The organism is Collinsella sp. LCP19S3_A7 (assembly GCF_052121995.1).
Classification (GTDB): domain Bacteria; phylum Actinomycetota; class Coriobacteriia; order Coriobacteriales; family Coriobacteriaceae; genus Collinsella.
Genome location: NZ_JBQKDE010000015.1, coordinates 1 through 20,601 on the forward strand (window position 1 = coordinate 1; position 20,601 = coordinate 20,601).

The 20,601-nt window shown below is 59.1% G+C and carries 19 protein-coding genes; 6 read left to right on the forward strand and 13 right to left on the reverse strand.

Annotation, left to right across the window (positions count from 1 at the left end; all coding sequences use genetic code 11):
- Together ACTQV3_RS07280 and ACTQV3_RS07285 are read right to left on the reverse strand one after the other, a co-directional pair.
- Positions 1 to 189 (reverse strand): helix-turn-helix domain-containing protein (locus tag ACTQV3_RS07280; protein ID WP_441549896.1); only part of this gene is annotated, 189 nt, incomplete at its 3' end.
- Positions 190 to 316: 127 nt separating this feature from the next.
- The gene (locus ACTQV3_RS07285; RefSeq protein WP_427728837.1) at positions 317 to 1,369 is read right to left on the reverse strand and encodes a branched-chain amino acid aminotransferase; all 1,053 of its coding nucleotides are present in this window, start codon (positions 1,367 to 1,369) and stop codon (positions 317 to 319) included.
- Positions 1,370 to 1,702: 333 nt separating this feature from the next.
- On the opposite strand from ACTQV3_RS07285, the gene ACTQV3_RS07290 reads away from it, so the two are divergent.
- Positions 1,703 to 2,155 carry a helix-turn-helix domain-containing protein gene (locus ACTQV3_RS07290; RefSeq protein ID WP_138340479.1) on the forward strand — a complete coding sequence of 151 codons (453 nt, stop codon included), beginning with the start codon at positions 1,703 to 1,705 and terminating at the stop codon, positions 2,153 to 2,155.
- A gap of 132 nt (positions 2,156 to 2,287) precedes the next feature.
- On the forward strand, positions 2,288 to 3,931 hold the full coding sequence (locus tag ACTQV3_RS07295; RefSeq protein WP_441067903.1) for a serine/threonine-protein kinase: 1,644 nt from the start codon (positions 2,288 to 2,290) through the stop codon (positions 3,929 to 3,931).
- Positions 3,932 to 4,001: 70 nt separating this feature from the next.
- Here ACTQV3_RS07295 and ACTQV3_RS07300 read toward each other — a convergent pair whose 3' ends face one another.
- Positions 4,002 to 5,198: an SPFH domain-containing protein gene (locus ACTQV3_RS07300; RefSeq protein ID WP_441067905.1), complete on the reverse strand. Its 1,197-nt coding sequence runs from the start codon at positions 5,196 to 5,198 to the stop codon at positions 4,002 to 4,004.
- Between the two features lie 12 nt (positions 5,199 to 5,210).
- Positions 5,211 to 5,834, reverse strand: a complete 624-nt coding sequence (locus ACTQV3_RS07305; protein WP_441067907.1) for a hypothetical protein — start codon at positions 5,832 to 5,834, stop codon at positions 5,211 to 5,213.
- Between the two features lie 168 nt (positions 5,835 to 6,002).
- Between ACTQV3_RS07305 and ACTQV3_RS07310 the strand changes: the two genes are divergently transcribed.
- The gene (locus ACTQV3_RS07310) at positions 6,003 to 6,815 is read left to right on the forward strand and encodes a DUF6591 domain-containing protein (RefSeq protein ID WP_441067909.1); all 813 of its coding nucleotides are present in this window, start codon (positions 6,003 to 6,005) and stop codon (positions 6,813 to 6,815) included.
- Positions 6,816 to 6,905: 90 nt separating this feature from the next.
- Here ACTQV3_RS07310 and ACTQV3_RS07315 read toward each other — a convergent pair whose 3' ends face one another.
- Positions 6,906 to 7,553 carry a VTT domain-containing protein gene (locus tag ACTQV3_RS07315; RefSeq protein ID WP_154517831.1) on the reverse strand — a complete coding sequence of 216 codons (648 nt, stop codon included), beginning with the start codon at positions 7,551 to 7,553 and terminating at the stop codon, positions 6,906 to 6,908.
- 223 nt (positions 7,554 to 7,776) lie between these two features.
- On the opposite strand from ACTQV3_RS07315, the gene cysE reads away from it, so the two are divergent.
- Entirely contained in the window at positions 7,777 to 8,481 is a 705-nt protein-coding gene (gene cysE, locus ACTQV3_RS07320; RefSeq protein WP_441016642.1) for a serine O-acetyltransferase, read from the forward strand.
- A 108-nt stretch (positions 8,482 to 8,589) separates the two neighbouring features.
- Here cysE and ACTQV3_RS07325 read toward each other — a convergent pair whose 3' ends face one another.
- The 4 genes from ACTQV3_RS07325 to ACTQV3_RS07340 all read right to left on the reverse strand — a co-directional run bounded on the left by ACTQV3_RS07325 (position 8,590) and on the right by ACTQV3_RS07340 (position 13,282).
- A complete protein-coding gene (locus ACTQV3_RS07325) occupies positions 8,590 to 10,596 on the reverse strand; it encodes an ABC transporter ATP-binding protein (RefSeq protein ID WP_441067911.1) in 2,007 nt (668 codons plus the stop codon).
- A 1-nt stretch (position 10,597) separates the two neighbouring features.
- Positions 10,598 to 12,322, reverse strand: coding sequence for an ABC transporter ATP-binding protein (locus ACTQV3_RS07330; RefSeq protein WP_427728840.1), 1,725 nt, complete (start codon positions 12,320 to 12,322; stop codon positions 10,598 to 10,600).
- Positions 12,322 to 12,810: a MarR family winged helix-turn-helix transcriptional regulator gene (locus ACTQV3_RS07335; protein WP_441041392.1), complete on the reverse strand. Its 489-nt coding sequence runs from the start codon at positions 12,808 to 12,810 to the stop codon at positions 12,322 to 12,324. The genes ACTQV3_RS07330 and ACTQV3_RS07335 overlap by 1 nt, the downstream gene beginning before the upstream one ends.
- Positions 12,811 to 12,991: 181 nt before the next feature.
- A complete protein-coding gene (locus ACTQV3_RS07340) occupies positions 12,992 to 13,282 on the reverse strand; it encodes a CDP-alcohol phosphatidyltransferase (RefSeq protein ID WP_441067913.1) in 291 nt (96 codons plus the stop codon).
- A gap of 291 nt (positions 13,283 to 13,573) precedes the next feature.
- Between ACTQV3_RS07340 and ACTQV3_RS07345 the strand changes: the two genes are divergently transcribed.
- Positions 13,574 to 14,095: a nitroreductase family protein gene (locus ACTQV3_RS07345; protein ID WP_441016630.1), complete on the forward strand. Its 522-nt coding sequence runs from the start codon at positions 13,574 to 13,576 to the stop codon at positions 14,093 to 14,095.
- A gap of 239 nt (positions 14,096 to 14,334) precedes the next feature.
- Here the strand turns inward: ACTQV3_RS07345 and ACTQV3_RS07350 are convergent, their stop codons facing one another.
- The 3 genes from ACTQV3_RS07350 to ACTQV3_RS07360 all read right to left on the reverse strand — a co-directional run bounded on the left by ACTQV3_RS07350 (position 14,335) and on the right by ACTQV3_RS07360 (position 17,512).
- Positions 14,335 to 14,910: a hypothetical protein gene (locus ACTQV3_RS07350; RefSeq protein ID WP_441067915.1), complete on the reverse strand. Its 576-nt coding sequence runs from the start codon at positions 14,908 to 14,910 to the stop codon at positions 14,335 to 14,337.
- Positions 14,911 to 14,993: 83 nt separating this feature from the next.
- Complete coding sequence (locus ACTQV3_RS07355) at positions 14,994 to 16,211, reverse strand: helix-turn-helix domain-containing protein (protein ID WP_441067917.1); 1,218 nt, start codon at positions 16,209 to 16,211, stop codon at positions 14,994 to 14,996.
- A gap of 266 nt (positions 16,212 to 16,477) precedes the next feature.
- Entirely contained in the window at positions 16,478 to 17,512 is a 1,035-nt protein-coding gene (locus tag ACTQV3_RS07360; protein ID WP_427719780.1) for a YeiH family protein, read from the reverse strand.
- Between the two features lie 193 nt (positions 17,513 to 17,705).
- On the opposite strand from ACTQV3_RS07360, the gene ACTQV3_RS07365 reads away from it, so the two are divergent.
- On the forward strand, positions 17,706 to 18,407 hold the full coding sequence (locus ACTQV3_RS07365) for a GntR family transcriptional regulator (protein WP_441016618.1): 702 nt from the start codon (positions 17,706 to 17,708) through the stop codon (positions 18,405 to 18,407).
- Positions 18,408 to 18,519: 112 nt separating this feature from the next.
- Here ACTQV3_RS07365 and glmS read toward each other — a convergent pair whose 3' ends face one another.
- On the reverse strand, positions 18,520 to 20,367 hold the full coding sequence (glmS, locus tag ACTQV3_RS07370) for a glutamine--fructose-6-phosphate transaminase (isomerizing) (protein ID WP_441016615.1): 1,848 nt from the start codon (positions 20,365 to 20,367) through the stop codon (positions 18,520 to 18,522).
- Positions 20,368 to 20,601 lie beyond the last annotated feature (234 nt).

Below are 20,601 nucleotides of genomic sequence, written 5' to 3' on the forward strand. Positions count from 1 at the left end.
CTGCTTGCCGTCCATGGATAGCAGCACCTCGCTTCCGAACGACCGGTATACGTAGAGCCATTGTCTCACGGTGTCGCGCGGGACCGACAGCGCCTTCGCCGCCGACTCGGAACCGTGGCCTCGCTCGAAGAGCCCGATCGCCGCCTTCCTGGCCTCGATGTCGTGCTTCACCCTCAAGTCGACTCGCATAAAAAGCCTCCCATTTCTCGTGTCCAAGAAATGGGAGGCAGTTCACGTAGTGCGTAGCGGGGGTTCTTTCATGTCCGAGGACGCGCCGGAAAGGAAGGTCGCCCTCGGGCCGAACATACAAGACAGCTTACGCGACAGTGTAAACCCAGTTGTGCTTATCCTCAACAGCACCAGACTGAATACCAGTCAGGGTCTCGCGAAGTTTCTTCATAACAGGGCCGATCTCGGTGCAGCCAGCCGGGAAGGTCACGGTCTCGTCGGCACCATAAACCTTGTTGTCAATCTCGCCGACCGGGGAGATAACAGCAGCGGTGCCGCACAGACCGCACTCGACAAAGGTGCCGGCCTTGACCTCGGCCCACTCGACGGGACGCTGATCAACGGTCATGCCCAGGTCCTGAGCAACCTGAACGAGCGAGCGCCGGGTGATGGAGGGCAGGATCGAGTCGGTGTGCGACTGCGGAACGACGAGGGTGCCGTCCTCTTTCACGAACAGGACGTTGGCGCCACCGGTCTCCTCGACATAGGTGCGAGACTCGGAGTCAAGATACAGGTTCTCGGCATAGCCCTCGCGATGGGCCTCCATCGTGGGCTTAAGGGACATGGCGTAGTTCAGGCCGGCCTTGATGTTGCCGGTGCCATGCGGGGCTGCACGGTCATACTCGGAAACGCGCAGCTTAACGGGCTTAAGGCCGCCCTTAAAGTACGGACCGACCGGAGTCACGAGAATGCGGAACGTGTACTCAGGAGCAGGAGCCACGCCAATCACGTCACCAGAGCCAATCATAAACGGACGCACGTACAGGGTCGCACCGGAGCCGAAAGGCGGAACCCAGGCAGCATTGGCAGAAACGACCTGCTTGACGGCCTCAACGAACTTGTCCTTGGGGAACGGGGGCATCTCGAGGCGCTGGGCAGAGTTATACATGCGCTCAGCGTTCATGTCGGGACGGAAGCAGACGATGCTGCCATCCTCGGCGGTGTAGGCCTTCAGGCCCTCAAAGACCTCCTGGCAGTAATGGAAGATGCCGCCGCACTCGGAGACATGCATGGTGTGGTCGGTGGTCAGGCCGCCCTCGTCCCACTCGCCATCCTTCCAATGAGCCTCGTAGCTGTAATCGGTCTTCATGTAGCCAAAGCCGAGGCTACCCCAATCGATATCCTTCTTCTCGACAGTCATATGTCGCTCCTTACATACACAGTTGCATACTCGCGAACCCGCACGCAAGGACCGAGGCCGACCGTGTCGCAACGTCGCACGCCCGGAGCGTAGAGCCGGACGGGACACGCGGGCAACATCGAAGCCGATGGCACGTCGATTCGCATGGACGAGATTGTACTCCCCGCGCGCGTCGGATAAAACGTTTTTCTTTAACTAAGTAAAGTATTTTCATTTGCTTCGGAATTCACCAGGGTAAATAGGCGTCCTCCAAGCCGCGGCGTCCACTCGCCCCATGCGCCCCGCGACCGCCCTATCGATATACTCTAAGTCGAGACGATGATTGGAGCCCCCTTGGCAACTCAGAACAAACGCGAACACTTGACGGAAGACCTGCTCAAGCGGCTGTTGGCCAGTTCGAGCATCGACGCCTATCTGGACGAAGGCGAAACCGTCGACCAAACGCTTCCCTCGTACTTGCGCTGCCTCATCGACGAGCGCCGCATCAAGCGCTCGGACGTCGCACGCAACTCGGGCCTTAACCCGACCGTTGTGTACGACATCTTTGCCGGCAAAAGCCGCCCCGGCCGCGACCACGCCATCATGTTGGCACTCGGTATCGGCTGCACGCTTCGAGAGACGCAGCGCCTTCTGAGACTCGATAGCGTCGCCGAGCTTTGGTGCAAGGATCGCCGCGACGCCATCGTCATCTGGTGCATCGAACGCGGCATGAGCCGAGCGTGCACCGACGACGAGCTCTACCGCCTGGGTGAAAAAACGCTTCTGGGAACCAACCCGCTCAAATAGACGCCCACGTCCGAGCGAGCCCCGCGGCTCTATCGGCTCCATACGCGATTCAGTTGCCAACTGAACAAACAGAACAATCGTTGGCATATTATTTTTGGGGCATTTGCCCAGCTACCATGAAGGGAGGACGGCTTGAACGACAACCAGCTCATGCATGCCATGAGCCTTGACGACACCTATCGCGTCGAGCAGGTGCTCGCACGCGGCGAAGACGGCATTACCGAACTCGTCACGATTGACGGAGCCGGTCCCTTCGTGCGAAAGAAGATTCGACAGGAGCTTGCCCGCCGCAATGTATGGTCGGCACTCACAGAATGCAGCTCGCCCCGCCTTCCCCGCGTCGAGGCGACCTACGAACTACCCGAGCACTTTGTTGTCGTCTACGACTTTGTGCCGGGTCGGTCGCTTTCCAAAGTTATCGAAACCGATGGGCCGTTGACGCCGGAAGAGACGACATCGCTTGGCATCGAGCTTTGCGAGGCGGCCGAGGAGCTCCACAGACATGGCATCGTCCACCGTGACATTTCCCCCAACAATATCGTGGTTGCCGCGAACGGCGCGCACCTCATCGACCTCGGTATTGCCCGCATGCGCGTCGAAGGGGCAAGCAAGGACACGACTTCCCTCGGAACTTGGGGGTTCGCCTCGCCCGAACAATACGGCTTTGCCCAGACCGATGCGCGAAGTGATGTCTACTCCATCGGACGCGTTCTTGGCTTTGCGCTTACGGGTGTCCGTCCCGATGACGAGGCTTACGAGCAAATTCTTAAGAAGAATCTTGATAATGCACCCGCGACGCTCGCCCATGCCATCACGCGTGCCTGCTCGTTTGAGCCAAGCGCGCGATTTCAGTCTGCGACCGAGATGGCAGAAGTGCTCGCCGGCTCGTCTCGACCGGGAAACGACAGGGCATCTTCTGGCACAGATGGGCAGGTCGACCATGCCCAAATGGCGGCGGGTACGCATGCGCCTAAGCGCAACCCAGGCAAAAGCAGGACGCGGACCTTTGGCGGCCTGTTGCTAAAACTGACACTCGTCACCGCGATGCTTGCCGGGCTGATGGCAGTCGGCGCGATTGCCATCTCGACATTCCACGCCGACCGAGAAAGCAACAACGGGCCCACGTCCCCATCGCAAGCCGGCCAGTCTGATGGCGTTTCGACATCCAAAAAAGCAAATACGGCAAGCAATGCCAACCGTTTATCCGCCGAGCTCTCGATCGCGGAATCAGGCTGGTCGGTTGATGGGCACGGGTACGTCCATTTTGGCATCGGCCTTAAAAACTCCGACGGCCCTGCCGCTATCGCATTTCCCACCATTAAGGTCTCCGGATACGATGCGGACGATAACCTGATCTTTACGGATGAGAAAACCTACAGCGCCATCGAGCCCGGCCAGACCGTCTACTTTGGCGATCAGACGGGAAATGGCACCGCTCCCGCGCGCGTTGAGTTCGAGGCAGTCACACCCAGCGGCGTTGCGCTTGCCACCGCCACCGAAGCGCCGGTGTACGAAATTTTCGATAGTACCGAATCCGCTGGGACAGACGGCATGCAGTCATTCTTGGCAAAGCTCAAACTCCAAAGCGCCCCGAGCGGCTTTGATAAGACCCAGGTGTTCCTATCGGCCATCCTGCGCGACAAGCAGGGCAACATCGTTGCTGGCTATAACAACTTTTCCGACTGCCCCGCCGTCGGTTCCACGACCCCCGTTTCGGTCGATGTCCACAATCCGCCCACGCACGCAAGCTGCGATATCTACGCCGCCCAGTGGTAGAACCGGAGGGCACCTCGAATAATTCCGCAGCACAAAGAAGGACCGGCATCGCGCCGGCCCTTCCATACTTCTACAGCCCTAAAATCTCACGCTTCTTGGCATCAAACTCCTCTTGCGTCAAAATCCCGGCATCGAGAAGCTCTTTGAATTTCTTAACGGCCTCTATTTGATCCTCAAGCGTCCGCGCGGACTCGGCACCACCCCCTGGCGCCTCCTTGGGCTCCGTCGTATCCGGCGTACAGACCGCGCCCGCGCCGCCTTCTACAGAAGCGTTGCGGGGGTTGAGCATTCCCGCCAGCCCCATGCCGAGCACCATGCCGCCCGCGGCGCCAAACCCGTTCTCGCGTACGCCCTCGGCAATCATCTGCTGAGCCGCCACATCGGCTGCCTGCTTAGAAACCCCCTCGTAAGCGCTAACATCCAGCTTCTTTTTCGCATAGCTCTTGATAAGCTCGCGCGACTCATCGGAGAATTCAATGTTTTCGATGGCGACTTGCACAAGCTTGATGCCAAAGCGATCTTGCCATGACCCCGCGTTATCGCCCTCGTCCAGGATCATATGGCGAATTTCGTTGACGTGTGACGGCAGCTGCGAAATTCGGACCTCGGACGACAAGGCATTCGTGGCCACGATGAGCGAAGCCAGAAACTCTGCAATCAGCATGCTCCGTGCGCGCGGGTCGTCAAACGAATAGCTATAGACGTTCGCAGGAAGAAAATTCCTGATAAAACGCTCGGCATCCACTACCTGCAGCGACAGCTGACCATACGCGAAGACCTCAAGATCCGCGCCGTAAAACAAGTCGTTATACGCAAGCGGTCCACGCGTGCCAAACCTGATGCCGCGGATTTCGCGCAGATTGACAAACGCCACACGCTTCTGCGAAGGTGACATACCCGCATAGCCGACACGACGCGCCGCCTGTCCGAGGACCATTTTGAGGACGCCTTGCTCCTCACGGTCGTGGTCATCAAAAAGCGACGCTTCGCCGTCGCGATACTCAAAACCGCCCGGTTCCGTTATAACTTGCTCGATGCCCGCCTGACTAAAAATAAACGCCGCGGTGTTCTCGGGAACAAAAATGAGCGAGCCGTTGGACAGAACATCACTCGATCCGTAGTTTCCGCCACGCCCGTTTTGCCCAACCTTACGCACCCCCGGAGCGACAACAACGTGCTCGTCAAAATGACTGGCAGTGACAATATCTTTCCATTGATCGGCAAGGACGCCGCCAAGCGAGTCAATCGCAACATTTACAATACCCACGATTACCTCACCCTACAGCACAAACTTGGTATCGCAGTACGAACAAACAACGCCTTGGCCTTTGCGTCCCGCGACGGGCGCATGGCATCCGGGACACTTTGCTGTCACCTTTGCGGCCATCTTCTCGGCATGAGGCTTTTGCACCTTCAGAGAAGCACCCAAGGCACTGCCAATGGAGTCGCCAACTGCCCCGACAACGCCCACGGCACCGTCTACAAAATCTGCAATCTCTGCCGCAGTGCCCGAGGGAAGCTCCGAGGTATCAATGGCATCGATGTTGCCCGCCGCCGCGCGGCGCACGCTTTCGGCCCAACGGTCGGCAAGGCGCTTGCCGCCTTCGGGAAAGCTCACCGTAACGGTCTCCTCCGAAAATGCGACTCGCAGCACCGGCGTACTATTCACGCGTGCGGCGATAGCCTGGGGGACATCCGTCGAGCACAGAATCGAATCGAGCGGGCAGCGCTTGAGGTAGCGCCGGGTTTTAAACAGCCCCTCGGAGACCGTTGCGACCAAGATTAGATTCATATTTGTAAGCACGATCTCATCGAGAGCCTCGCTACCAGAGCCAACGCCCAAGCGTACATTCGAGGTCTGCATGATGATGAGTTCGCCGGGTGCCAGATTGTACTCGTCCACGCCGCCATCCCCCGTCCAACGTTTTCCTCCCATCCTAAACACCGGGCAAATAATTTCATCAGCTGCCAACTGAATTTCTCACCAGATTCAGTTGGCAGCTGATGAAATCCCCGCAGCCCACAGCCACAATTCGAAGCAGTGTCATCCATATCAAGGGAAGGAAATACTATGGATTGGGAAGCTTCGGGCAGCAGGGATAATGGCGTCCCCCAAACGGTGTCGGCGCCTGACGGCAAGCCGCCCAAAGGCAAGAAGAAATGGCCGATCGTTCTGGCGGTGCTTGTTATCCTGATTATCGTGGCACGTATCAGCTCGTGTGTGGGCGGCTGCAGTTCTTCGAGCCCCTCAAAAACCGTCGAAACATTCACCTGGCCCAGCAGCGGTCTCGCGACCGAACTGCCCAAGCCCAAGACAAACAAGGGCGAGATATACGAGAACAGCTCCGAATCTTTCTCGGCAACGCTGAAAGAGGTCTCACAAGCAGACTACGATAGCTACGTCGAAGCTTGCAAAGAAGCTGGCTATACCGATTTCTCGGGCGAAGGCACCGATGATTTTGAGGCAACGGCACCCAGCGGAGCAAAACTGACCTTGTCCTACTACAGCAGCTCAAAGTCCCTCGACATCGAGCTCGAGAAGCCGCAGGACAACAGCGAACAGGCAGACGCGGCCGACGACACCGATGCGGTAGCCACTGGGTCACAGGCCGAATCCGCCCCAGCCACATCCTCGTCCGATTTCCGTGCCATGATGGACGGCTACGAGCAGTTTATGAACAGCTACGTCGAGTTCATGAAAAAGTACGAGAATTCAGACGACACCGCATCGATGCTTGCCGACTACGGATCGATGATGCAGCAGTACAGCGAGTGGTCGCAGAAATTTGACAGCGTCGATGAAAGCTCGCTTTCCGCCGAGGACCAGGCCTATTACCTTGAGGTACAAGGGCGTGTGCTGCAGAAGTTGAGCGAGGTCCAATAGCCTCGCACTCAACGCCACATATCGCTCCCACAACAAAAAAGACCCGTCATCCAAGTGGCGGGTCTTTTTGCACCAATCGGTTTTAGACGCCTACGCGTTCTGTTTGCCCAGCTTAGCCTTAACCAGGCCGACTACAGTCGGGATGATCGACACGGCTACGATGCCAATGATCAGCAACTCAAAGTGCTCCTGCACAAAGGGGATGCCGCCAAAGAAGTAGCCCAGCAGTGTAAAGACCGTCGACCAGGTAATGCCGCCCAGCACGTTGTAGATGACAAAGTTGCGCCAGTGCATGCCGCCCATGCCGGCAATGAAGGGCACAAAGGTGCGGATAAACGGGAAGAAGCGGCCGAGGAAGATGGCCAGGTGACCCCACTTGTCCAAGAAGTCCTCGGACTTTTTGATACGCTCGGGCGTCATGGCCTTGACCTTGCCCGAAGCGATGATCTTTTTGCCAAAGAAGTGACCGATCATAAAGTTGCACTGGTCTCCCAGGATGGCAGCGGCCCATGCTACGGCCAGCAGGGCCACGATGTTAAAGCCACCGTTATGGGCAAAGAAGCCCGAAGCAAACAGCAGTGAATCGCCGGGAAGGAACGGGAAGAACACCACGCCTGTCTCAACGAAGATAATGAGGAACACGCAGCCGTAGGCCATAAGCGGGCCGGCGGCGATCCAGCTGGCAATCGCGGTGCGCGGGTCTTTGAGTAGCTCGGCGATAAAATTGATGAAACCCATGAAGTAAAACCTCTCAGTTGTGGGCGCGGATACGTCCAAGTTGACCAGTATACGGTTGCGGTACCCCCTCGTGCGCAACCCCACAAAAGCATGACTCCATTACCAGCAAGTTTGCATAACTGACACCTGTCATGCAAAGACGCCAAGATTATTCTTCCTAATCCCTAGCGAATCGCTATACTTTATTGAATCGCATTGCCATGGCGCTTAGGGAGGGCGGCCGGTGAGCTTTATCAATACCATTCGCGAGGACATCAAGACCGTCCAGGCACAGGACCCCGCCGCGCAAAACGGTCTGGTCATCTTCCTTTCCTATCCTGGCCTGCACGCCAAGTGGAACCACGTGCCCGAGCACTGGCTGTGGGAGCACGGTCATCGCTCGCTCGCCCGTGTGCTCTCGCAAATCACCCGCCACATCACCGGGGTCGAGATTCATCCCGCTGCACAGATCGGCAAGCATTTCTTTATCGACCACGCCATGGGCGTCGTCATCGGCGAAACCACCATCGTGGGCGACAACTGCGTGCTCTACCAGGGCGTCACGCTTGGCGGCACCGGCAACGAAACCGGTAAGCGCCACCCCACCCTGGGCAACAACGTCACCGTGGGCACGGGCGCCAAGGTGCTCGGCAACATTCGCATCGGCAACAACGTCAAAATCGGCGGCAACTCGGTTGTCGTCAAGGACGTGCCCGACAACTGCACCGTCGTGGGCGTACCGGGACGCATCATCAAGCGCAACGGCTGCCGCGTGTTCGAGGAGAGCTTCGACGCCAAGCAGCACCGCGAGTACATGCCTGACGATGCCGCCGAGCAGTCCGCCCTCAACCGTCAGGGCATCACCGAGAACGCCCGCCGCGTCAAAGAACTCGAGCAAGAGGTAGCCGAGCTCAAAGCCCTCGTTGCCAAACTTGTGGACGAACGCTAGACACGGACGGCCAATGACAACATTCACGCCAGCGCAAAGGCGCGCCAGGGAATCTATCCCCGGCGCGCCTTATTTCCGATGCGACAAGGGGGCCGTCCCCATGTCGCATTATGCGAACTGGCTCAGATAGAGGTCGGCGTAGGCGCCCTCGGCAGCCAGCAACTCCTTATGCGTGCCCTGCTCGATAATGTTGCCGTGATCCATGACCAAGATCAGGTCGGCGTCCACGATCGTCGACAGGCGATGCGCGATCACAAAACTCGTGCGCCCGCGCATAAGCGCATCCATAGCACGGCCGATGGCGAGCTCGGTACGCGTGTCCACGCTCGACGTCGCCTCGTCCAGGATGAGAATCGCCGGGTTGTTGAGCAGCACGCGTGCGATGGTCAGCAGTTGACGCTGCCCTTGGCTAATGCTCTCGGCATCGTTTGCCACCCGCGTGTCATAACCCTGCGGCATGGTGCGCACAAAGAAGTCGACCTGCGCGGCGCGCGCAGCCGCCACGATCTCGTCGCGCGTCGCCTCGGGACAGCCGTAGGCGATGTTTTCGGCAATCGTGCCGTCAAACAGCCAGGCGTCCTGCAGCACCATGCCAAACTGCTGGCGCAGCTCGCCGCGGTCCATACAGCTCGTGTCCACGCCGTCGAGCGTAATGCGCCCGCCGTCGATCTCGTAGAAGCGCATGAGCAGGTTGATGAGCGTGGTCTTGCCCGCGCCCGTGGTTCCCACCACAGCGATCTTCTGACCCGGCTCGGCGGTAAACGACACGTCGCGCATGAGCGGCTTGTCGGGCGAATAGCCAAAGCGCACATGCTCAAAGGCGACGCGGCCCTCCACGCGACCCGGTAGCTTGGCGGCCTCGCCCGGCAGCGGATCGGCTTCCATCTCGGGCTCATCGAGCAGGTCGAACACGCGCTCCGCACTCGCCAGCGCGCTCTGTAGCGAGTTGAAGGTAAACGACAGCTGCGTCATGGGCTCGGACGCCTCGTAGATAAACTGGAAGAACGCCTGGAACACGCCGACGGTCATGTGGCCGGCGACCAGCATGCTGCAGCCCACCAGTGCGATCACGATCTGCGCCAAACGGCCGATAAAGCGAACCGCAGGGCCGACGGCATTGATCATAAAGTCGGCCTTGGTACTCACGCGCGCTAGCTCCCTCGAGGCCTCGTGCACCTCGGCAGAGCTCTGATGCTCGCGGTTGAATGCGCGAATCACCAAACGGCCCGAATAGCCTTCCTCGACCGCGCTCGTGATTTTGGACACCCACTCCTGACGCTCGCCCGTCACATCATGCGTTCGGCGCGAAACCACCTTGGTCACCAGCAGCGATACCGCCGTAAAGCCCAAAAAGACCAACGTGAGCTTGACGCTATAGACGAACATCATGATGATGGCACCCGTCACGGTACCGATTGATACCAGCAGCTGCAGCAATCCGCGCTGCATACTCTCGGACATCTTGTCCAAGTCGTTGGTCGCGCGGCTGACCACTTCGCCGGGTCGATGCGCGTCAAAGTAGGCGAGCGGCAGGCGGCTGAGCTTCTGCGCGATGCGGTTGCGCAGACGCAGGTTGAGTCGCTCGGCGACGCTCGACATCAAAAAACTCTGCAGCGCATAGAACGATCCGGCGGCCGTCCAGATCAAAAAGTAGACAAAGATGGTCTTACCGCACTGGTCCCAGGTGATGCTGAAGGTAGTTCCGCTGGCAAACGCCACCTGTATATGGCCCCACAGCTCGTCGATAACATGAGCGCTATATGCCGGCGCGGCGGTGTTAAAGATGGCGTAGAACACAATGCTCGCGAATACAATATAGAAGCGCCAATGGTCGCCGGCGGCCTCGCTCCACAAGCGGCGCACCGTCGCCCAGGTATCCCGGGGCGTCTCGTCCTCTTCTTCGTCGTCCACGTCGCGCATACGCTCTGCCTCGGCACGGGCGCGCTCGTCCTCGGCACGCTCGTTTTCCTCGTACAGCGCCTGGCGACGAGCCTCGCGCTCGGCCGCGGCCCTGGCGGCGGCATCCAGCTCGGTCGACGCGGCAGCCGTTTCCTCGACCAGCCCCGCGGCAGCGTCGTCATCAACGCCGCCTTGCTTCTTGAGCTCCTCGGTCATGCTACTCACCTCCCTTCATCTGCGATTCCGCGATGGCGCGGTACACCTCGCAGGTTTCCATAAGTTCCTCGTGCGCGCCCAGGCCCACGACCTCGCCATCCTTGAGCACGACAATCTGGTCGGCATGCAAAATCGTCGAGATGCGCTGCGCGATGATGAGCACCGCGGCGTCGCGCGTCTCGTCCTGCAGCGCATGGCGCAAGGCCGCATCGGTTTTAAAGTCCAGGGCCGAAAAGCTGTCATCGAAGATATACAGATCGGCATGCTTCATGAGCGCACGGGCGATTGCCAGACGCTGGCGCTGGCCGCCCGAAAAGTTCGTACCGCCCTGGGCAACCGGAGTATCGAGCCCCTGCGGCTGATCGAGCACAAAGGTGCTCTGGGCAACCTGCAGCGCATGAAGCATGTCCGCCTCGGTCGCGTCCTCGTTGCCAAAGCGCAGATTGCTTGCCACGGTGCCCGAGAACAGCCACGCCTTCTGCGGCACATAGGCGATGCGCCCGCGAATCTCATCTTGCGAAAGCTCGCGCAGATCGATGCCGTCCAGGCGAATGGCGCCCTTGGTGGCATCGTGGAAGCGCAGCAGAAGCTTTGCCACCGTCGACTTGCCCGAGCCCGTCGAGCCCACAATCGCGGTCGTCTGACCGCGACGACAGGCAAAGCTCAGGTCGCACAGGGTGTCCTCGTCGGCGTCGTCAAAGCGAAACGACATGTGGTCGAACACGGCAACAGCATCCGCATCGTCCTCGGAGGCAGGCGTCCCGTCACCCAGCGTACGCTCGCCGTCCACGATGCTCGGCTCAATCTCCAACACCTGCTGCGCACGGTTCAGGCACGCGGCAGCACGCGGAAGCGTCAGCACCACCATCTGGGCCATCATCACAAAGAACAGGATCAGAATTGCATACTCCAGCACCGCCGAGATACTCGCAATCTGCATGGCGTGGGCGCCCACCCGGTTACCGCCCACCCACAGCACCGCCACCTCGGCGATGTTCATCAAAAAGAAGCTGGAGCTGTCAAGGCCCACAAACAGGTGGTTGACCTTTATGGCGTTGGCGGCGTAGTCGCTAAACACCTCGTCCAGGCGCCGCTCCTCGTGATGCTCTTTATTAAAAGCACGAATAACGCGCACGCCCACAATATTCTCGCGCAGCACCACGTTCATGCGGTCGATAAAGCCCTGTAGGCGCATAAAAATCGGTGCCGCATTGGCAACCGTAAAGACCGCCGCAACCAGCACGATCGCAACCACGACGCCCAGAAGCACGCCCATAGCCGGATCGATAAACCAGGCGAAGATGATGCCCGCCACCGCCAGGAACGGCACCGGCAGCACCAGCTGAATCGTCTGAAGGACAGCCTGTTGAATCACGTTGATGTCGTTGAGTGAGCGCGTGATCATCGATCCGGTGCCAAAGCGCTCAAAATCGCTGGCAGACAGCTCGAGTGATTTGTCGTAGACGGCATTGCGGATGTCGCAGGCCACGTTAGCCGCCAGACGCGCCGAAAGATAGCAGCCCAGCACCGTGCCGCCGCTAGCCATGCTCGTCGCGATAAACATGTATAGGCCGTTGCATAAGATGTAGTCGACATCGCCCGTGGTAATGCCGGTGTTGACCATGTTCGCCAGCATCGTGGGAACCAACAGCGTACCGACGTTATCCACCAGCAGCGCCAGCAGCGTCACTGCGACAAGCCCTCGATAGGGCTTCAAAAACCTCATTAACAGTCGCACGACTCACCCTCACCTTGATTCTCGGCAGCGATATGCTGCTTAAAGACATCGCACTCATCGCCGAGCGCATGGGAAAATTTTTCGATTAGGCGCATGATTTCGCGCTGTTCCCAGGGCTCGAGCACTTCGAAAGCCTGTTGCTCGGCTTCTTGCGCCGGCAGCGCATATTGCTCGGCAAACCGCATGCCCGCTTCGGTCAAACGCACAACCTTGTTCTTACGGCTGCCTTCGGCAAACTCCAACGTTGCGAAGCCCCGCGCCGTCAAGGTTTTAATTGCCGAGTTGATGGTCTGCTTGCTGTAGAACCATTCGCTTGTCAGACGGCTTACGGCAATACTGCCGCCTGCCGTGCTGGTATCGACGAGCATCCAGTAAGCGCAGTCCGAAAGGCCGCAGGCGCGCGAGAACTCCGAATAGATATGGTCGAGTCTATTGAGCAACCGGTCGAAGTCGACCGGCGTAACCGCACTATTCATCTATCCCACCATTCGATTGTCCGATTTTTGACCAATTTCGTGTCTCTAGATTAGTCCGAGCTTTGACTATCGTCAACAGGTTCTCCGCAAATGCCTACGCTTTTATGGCCTATCGGCAGAAAAAGACCGCCGGCGCGGGGGCGGCGCCAGCGGTCACGTGAAAATCGGGTTTTATTGCCTGTTAAGCGGTAACAGCCTCGTAGACCGTAGCGCCCGAGAAGCTATCGTGCAGGCTTTTGCCGCTGATCCAAGGCAGCTCGACGACCTCGCAGAGCGTGTTGACCAGCTCGGAGCAGTCAGTAAAGTGGCCCTTATCGTTGAGGGCCTCGCAATCCTGAACACGCCAATAGCCATCGGTGTGCGTGATGTAGTACTCGTGATCGTCAATCGTCACAAAAGCGCGCGTCTTGGAACGCAGCAGCTTCAGAAATCCTTCGAAATCGGTCTCGACGACATCTCCAGCCTGGAACATGATAGTTACCTCCTGGCCCAGCGCACCACGGCGCGTTGATAAACGTTGGTACTCCTTTAGTAAAACCTTTATCAGAGGTTATGCGTTCGTCATTTAGGCAAGTGGTAAAAACCGCAGGGCAGACGGGATAAAACGTTTAACCATCCCATTGGTTTGTCACATTTTGAAGGTACTTTTATGCAAACCTACTTTCCCAATTGAAATCTATCCATTTGCCGGGCAATTGACCGTCTATCGTTGAGCCCGACGGGTATGAACGGGGCATCTGCAACGCCACCGCAAGGAGACACCATGGAGACTATCGAAGCGCTCATTCACCGCCGCAGCTGCCGCAAATACAGCGATCGTCCCGTCGAGGCCGAAAAGCTTGCACGTATTATCGAAGCCGGCCAATATGCACCGAGCGGCATGGGCCGCCAGCCGGTGACGTTTGTCGCCGTCACCGACCCCGCGACCGTCGAGCGTCTCTCACAGCTCAACGCCCAGGTCATGGGCAGCAACAGCGACCCCTTCTATGGCGCCAAGACCGTTGTGGTGGTGCTGGTTGACCGCAGCGTGCCCACACATCTGGAAGACGGCTCGCTCGCCATGGGCAACTTGCTCAACGCCGCCTATGCACTGGGTGTCGATTCGTGCTGGATTCATCGCGCGCATGAGGTCTTTGACTCGCCCGAGGGCCTGGAACTGCTGGCCAGCTGGGGCCTGCCCGCCGACGGCAGCCTGCGCGGTGTCGGTAACTGCATTCTGGGCTATGCCGAGGACACGCTACCCGAGGCAAAGCCGCGCCGCGACAACGTGGTGTACGTTAGGTAATTTGTTCCGCCGTTCTACCGAACGGCGGACCTGCTGACGCTGCGCGAGCCGTATTCACGCCAATCTGACGTTCGATTTCGAGGGCGCGACCAGAAGGTCAACGCCCTCTCATTTCACGTCACCTTGGCGCAAATGCGGCCCGCTCGCTGTTGGCGACTGACATCGAATGAGCTGCTGATGGCATTCGACACTTGGGCAGCTAAAAGGCCCCGTCCCAAATTTGCTACCCCACTCGCAACTTATCTTGCCGATGGATTTGTCGTCGTTTCATTCGTTCGAGTCGCTTTGGCGCCATCGCCTTGTTCGCCCTCGTCCTTTTGCGCATCGGCGATGGTGGAGGCCGCCGCAACGATACCGCGCTGGGGCGCGACGCCCGTCTGGTCTTGTGCACCCTCTACAAGCTCCGTGCCAACATGTGCAAGTTCGGACGATTTGAACATCGCGTCCAGGCTCGCACCGCCGCCGGCGTAGCCAAGCGCAGCGAGTGCGATGACAATCACTGCAACGACGACCGCAATCGGAACATAACGATGCCAACCAGCCGGATTGAGCCCGCTGCGGCGAGCCGCCCCGCGGCTAATGTAGCCAAGTGTGCCATCGTGCCTGAGCTTTGAGCCCACCACGCGCCTTCGTCCCCACAACGAGGACTCGGCCTGCATGGCCAAGCGGGCGCTTGCCGAAGGATAGCCATATTTAGCGCGCTTGAACGAGCCATCAAACCCCGAGGCGCTTTTGCCCCACGTCCGCGAAGTCGTGCGACGGTTGACCGGCGCCGCGGGCTTTCGAACCCGATTTGTTTTTGAAGTCTCCGCCATACTCCCCGCACGCCGTAACACAGTCGAAACAATACTGCTTTGGACTGTATCACACGCGCCGCGCGCGGTCACGGGCGCCTCGCTTAACGGTCGTCGTCCTTCAGCAGGCGCCACAGGGTCGTACGGCTTATGCCTAGCACTTCGGCAGCTCGGGTCCTGTTGCCGTGAAGGTGGCCTACGACCAGCCGTGCGATATCGCGCTCGGTATCGGCCAGTGGGCGCAAGATATACAGATCGCTATCGAGCGTCGGGGCACCAAAGGTCGCGGTCTTGATAACGTCCTCCTGGGCGAGCACCTCCTCCGCCACCGCCCGCTCGGCTGCACCCGTCCTCACTAATATATAAAGTCGTTCCGAAACCTCACGAAGCTGTAGATAGTTACGGGGCCATCGATAGGCATCGAGTGTCTTTGCCGCCCCGGACGACAAAGCGGGTGTTGCCGTCTCAAACATATCTGCCAGATACTCCAGATAGCGTGCAACCTTTTCCGACGCGCCGCCCTGCTCGGCAATCGCCGGCGCCACACTCACTGCACAGGCCAGACGCTCGGTTACAAAAGCAGCCTGATCGCTTTCGCCGCCGCCTGGCATGTCGTTTGCCGTCAACACCACATGGCAACGAGTTGCGAGCGCCGTGTCGATCATTGCGGACACGAGCTCGCGCAGGCGTTGGGGGCCAACGGCATGCCAGCCGCCCATGCAAAGTGTCAGCCCTGTTTGGAATAGCGGCGATTCGGAACTTTTGAGCAGATGGCGCCAACCGCGATCCGTAAGCTCATCGAGCGCAACGGACACAAAGGGCTGATCGGCATAGGGTCCATCCAGGTACAGGCGTTTTGCAATCTGATCCTGTCCCGCGCCCAGCTCGCCCTCGAGCATAAGGGGCACTCCGCGCGCATAGCTCTCCCGTACGGGGGCAGCGACCGCTGCCGCGTCTTCGACGATGCCGTACGCGCTCGATTCGTAGCGGGCCTCAACTTCGTCGGCGTTGAGCCACTCGATGCCCGCATGCGCCGCGGCGGCGCGCACCTCGCGGACCACGATGACCCAAAGGCCCCCGCCCTCTTTATCGGTGGGGCGAACGGTCAGGCTCAGGCGCGTACCCGCACGCCCCATAACCAGACGCGCGCCGTCTCCTATGCGGTCGAGGCGCTCAGCGACAAAAGCCGCCACATCCCGCTCAAGCGCCGCGTCATTCATGGTCGAGATCGCGACGTCCCCACGCGCATCGATTGCCAATGCCGAGGCCCCGGCAGCAGCTAGGGCATCGCTCAAGATCTTCAGCTTGGCATCGCTATCCATGATTTGCCCCTGTCCGCTGCGACGTACAACCGCCGACGGTCGCACGACCGAGTGTTTCAAAATTGAACGATATTGCTCACCAAACACTATAGGGCAGAAAGCGCCGTCCTGCGAGTATAGGTGTTGCCCCGCATCGCCATCCTGGCGGGGCGATAAGAGCTCTTCGGGATCTATTAACCTGCGGACAAGCCATACCCGCAAGAGCTCCTATCGCTCCACCGCGAGGATGCGGCCACCAGCAACCAGCACGTAAATGGGCTACTTCTCTACCAGATTCCCAGCACGTGCTGCATTCCCAAACCCATGCACGCAATGCCAATCCAGCAGCAAAAGCCCAATGCGATGGGCTTGCCGCCTTTTTTGACCAGCTCGACGATATCGGTATTAAAGCCAATAGCCGCCATGGCCATCACGATAAAGAACTTCGACAGCTCCTTGATGGGCGCCGTAACGGACGCGGGAAGCTGAAACACTGTGGTGACCACACTCGCCAGCACAAAGAACAGCACAAACATGGGAAACGCGCGCTTAAGGGAAAACGTGCTTTTGGCGTCGCCGCCGGCCTTGCGCGCCAGATGCATCTGCCAGCATGCGAGGACCAACGTGATGGGAATAATAGCCAGCGTCCTGGTGAGCTTGACTACCGTAGCGCTCTCGAGCACATTGGCGCCAGGATGCATACTGTCCCAGGCGCTCGCCGCAGCCGTTACAGACGAGGTGTCGTTGATAGCGGTACCGGCAAACAGGCCAAAGCCCTCGTTGGTCAGCCCAAGCATGCCTCCAAGCGTTGGAAACACGAGCGCCGCGATAACGTTAAACAGGAAGATGACCGAAATAGCCTGGGCAATCTCGCGATCGTCGGCATCGATGACAGGCGCGGTCGCGGCGATGGCGGAACCGCCGCAAATCGACGAACCCACACCCACAAGCGTCGCGATCTTGCCCGGCACGTTCATAACGCGGCAGAGCACAAAGGCGATGACGAGCGAGGTCAAGATCGTAGCCACGATAATCGGCAACGACTGGGCGCCTTTGGACAGAATCTGCGAGAGGTTCATGCCAAAGCCAAGCAGGATAACCGCGTACTGCAAGACTTTTTTAGACGTATAGGTGACGCCGGCGGCGAGCTGTTCGCGACGATTCTTGGGAAAGACGAGCGCCAGAACCATGCCAAAGAGGATGGCAAATACCGGCCCACCGACCACCTCAATCTGTTTGCCGAGCAACGACGCAGGGATGGCGATGATCAGGCAGAACAAGACACCCTTCCAGCGCTCGCGTACGATATTTACCAGTTGCATATGGGATTCCTTCTTTCTATTTCACGTTTGCGACGGCTTATGATACGGCAACATCGAGCACAGCCATACGCAAAAACAGACTAAGATGCCACAATAGTTCTCGGGCAACAACCGAATTATCCAGCGCGGAGAGCTGATTCGCGGCATAATTAACAACTGACATATGAGTGTGATAGAACAGTTGCGAGGCACTATGGAAGAATCGATGCACGTCGGCGAGCAGGAAACGAGCCTACAGGACCAGTCCTACCACACCATTCGACGTAAAATAGTCTACCTGGACTACAAGCCGGGCGAAAAGCTGGGCGTCAAGCAGCTTTGCGACGACCTAGATATGGGGCGCACCCCTGTGCGCGAGGCACTGGTGCGTCTGGCGCAAGAGGGCCTAGTGCGCACCGTGCCCCAAAGCGGCACCTATGTCTCGCCCATCAACCTCACCCTTGCCGAGAGTGCCTGCTACATTCGCGAACACCTGGAAAAGCAGGTGATTGTGGAGTGCTGCGCCCGTGCCACCTCGGTAGCCATCGAGCAGCTCGACCGAGCCATCGCGCTGCAGGAAAAAGCCATGGCCGAAGAGGACCGCATCGGCTTCTTTTTAAGCGACAACCTCATGCACCGCATGATCTTTAGCATCGCGTGCCGCAGCACCGTGTGGTCGTGGCTCGAGGCGACCAATGCCGACCTGGAGCGCTTCCGCTGGCTGCGCGCCGCTACGCAGGCGCTCGACAATCAGGAGATTGTTAACGAGCACAAGCAAATCCGCCGCGCCATCGCCGGTCGCGATCCTATCGAGGCAAGCTTTTTGGTCAGCAAGCACCTGCATATGATGTTCCGCAACCAGACCGAAGTCCTGGACCAATATCCCGAGTACTTCGAGACCAGCAAGCTCCGCTAACCTGCCAAAAAGGGACAGGTTTATTTTGGCAGGTTTTATCTGGTCAGATGCAACAAGGCCCGGCTCCGCCGCAACGGAGCCGGGCCTTAGTTGTTAGGACGTAGGAACTCGATTACTCTACTGTGACACTCTTGGCCAGGTTGCGGGGCTGGTCAACGTCGCAACCGCGCAGGATGGCAACCTCGCGGGCGAGCAGCTGCAGCGGAACGCTCGCCGTGATGGGGCTGAATACGTCACGGACGGACGGCACGCGAATGACGCAGTCGGCGATCTTGTTGATTTCCTCGTCGCCCTCGGTAGCAACGACGATGACCTTGGCGCCGCGCGCCTTGCACTCCATGAGGTTCGACACCGTCTTGTCGTATGTTGCGCTCTTGGTTGCAACCGCGATAACGGGGAAACCCGGGTCGATCAGCGCGATAGGGCCGTGCTTCATCTCGCCGGCAGCATATGCCTCGGCATGCAGGTAGCTGACCTCCTTGAGCTTGAGCGCGCCCTCGTAGGAAATGGCGGCGCCCATGCCGCGACCCACGAACAGTGCAGACTGCGCGTCCTTGCAGACAAGCGCGGCCTCGTGCACGGCCTCGGTCTGCGTATCCAGGATCCACTGGATCTGCTCGGCCGTATCGGAAAGCTCGCGGAACAGCATGCGCGCCTGCTTGGTGGTCAGACGGTACTTAACCTGCGCCAGCAGCAGGGCCAAAAGCGTAAGGCTCACGACCTGACCGATGAAGCTCTTGGTCGAGGCAACTGCAATCTCCTTGTTGGCCTTGGTGTAGATAACGCCGTCGCTCTCGCGCGCCACCGGGCTGCCCAGCACGTTGGTGATGCCAAAGACCTTGGCACCCTTGATGCGTGCATCGCGAATGGCGGCAAGGGTGTCGGCCGTCTCGCCCGACTGGGACACGGCCACGACAAGCGTCGTCGGCGTGATGATGGGGTTGCGATAGCGGAACTCGCTTGCCGCCTCGACCTCGGTAGGAATACGAGCCCAACCCTCAATAAGGTTCTTGGCGATAAGTCCGGCATGGTAGCTGGTGCCGCAGGCAATCACATACACGCGGTCGATATCGTTGAGCTCCTCGAGCGAAAGGCCCAGCTCGTCGATATCGAGCTCACCGGCGGGGGTCATGCGGCCCACCAGGGTATCACGCACGACGCGAGGCTGCTCATGGATCTCCTTAAGCATAAAGTCGGGATAACCGCCCTTTTCGGCCATATCCAGGTCCCAGTCGATATGGGTAAGCTTGGGCTCAATCACGTTGCCAGCCTCGTCGGTATACTCGACGCCTGCGGGCGTAAGCTTGGCAAACTGACCGTCTTCGAGCACCACGACATCGCGGGTGGCATCGATAAGCGCGATCACGTCGGAGGCAACGTAGGAGCCGGTTTCGCCGACACCGACCACAATCGGGGAGTCCTTGCGGGCCACGGCGATCACGCCGGGCTCATCGGCAGAAACGGCGGCCAAACCATAGGCGCCCACCACGTGGGTGCAGGCCTCGCGCACAGAAGCCATCAGGTCGTGTGTCTCGGCATAGGCCTCTTCGATCAAGTGCGCAAAGACCTCGGTGTCGGTCTCGCTCTTAAAGTGATGGCCGCGGCCCTCCAGCTCCTCACGCAGTTCGGCGAAGTTCTCGATGATGCCGTTGTGGACGATGGCGATGCGACCGTCGCAGCTGGTGTGGGGATGGGCGTTGACAACGGAGGGCTTGCCGTGGGTAGCCCAGCGGGTGTGGCCGATGCCGCAGGTGGCGTCGCTGTCGACATTGGTAAGTTCGCTCTCCAGGCCCGCGACCTTGCCCACGCGGCGAATGACGTCGAGGTGAGCCGCCGTGCCCTCGCCCACCTCGAGTGCGACGCCCGAGGAGTCATAGCCGCGATATTCCATGCGCTTAAGGCCCGTGACAAGGATGTTCTTTGCAATATCAGAGCCGGTGTAGCCGACAATTCCGCACATAGGATAAATCCCTTCGCTCGCGTGACTGCAAAACGTCCACGCACAAGGGGCGCTGAGACGTATAACGTTCGAGTATTGTACTCACGCAAGCGCAAGCTGATATACCAGAAGTGGTATCTCAACTTAGATACCACCCGATGCACACACGTTCAGCCGGTCCAAACCGCCACAAAGGTGCCTGTCCCCTTCGTGGTGGTCGCGCTGGCAATAGCGTTTCCCCAGATAAAACCTGCC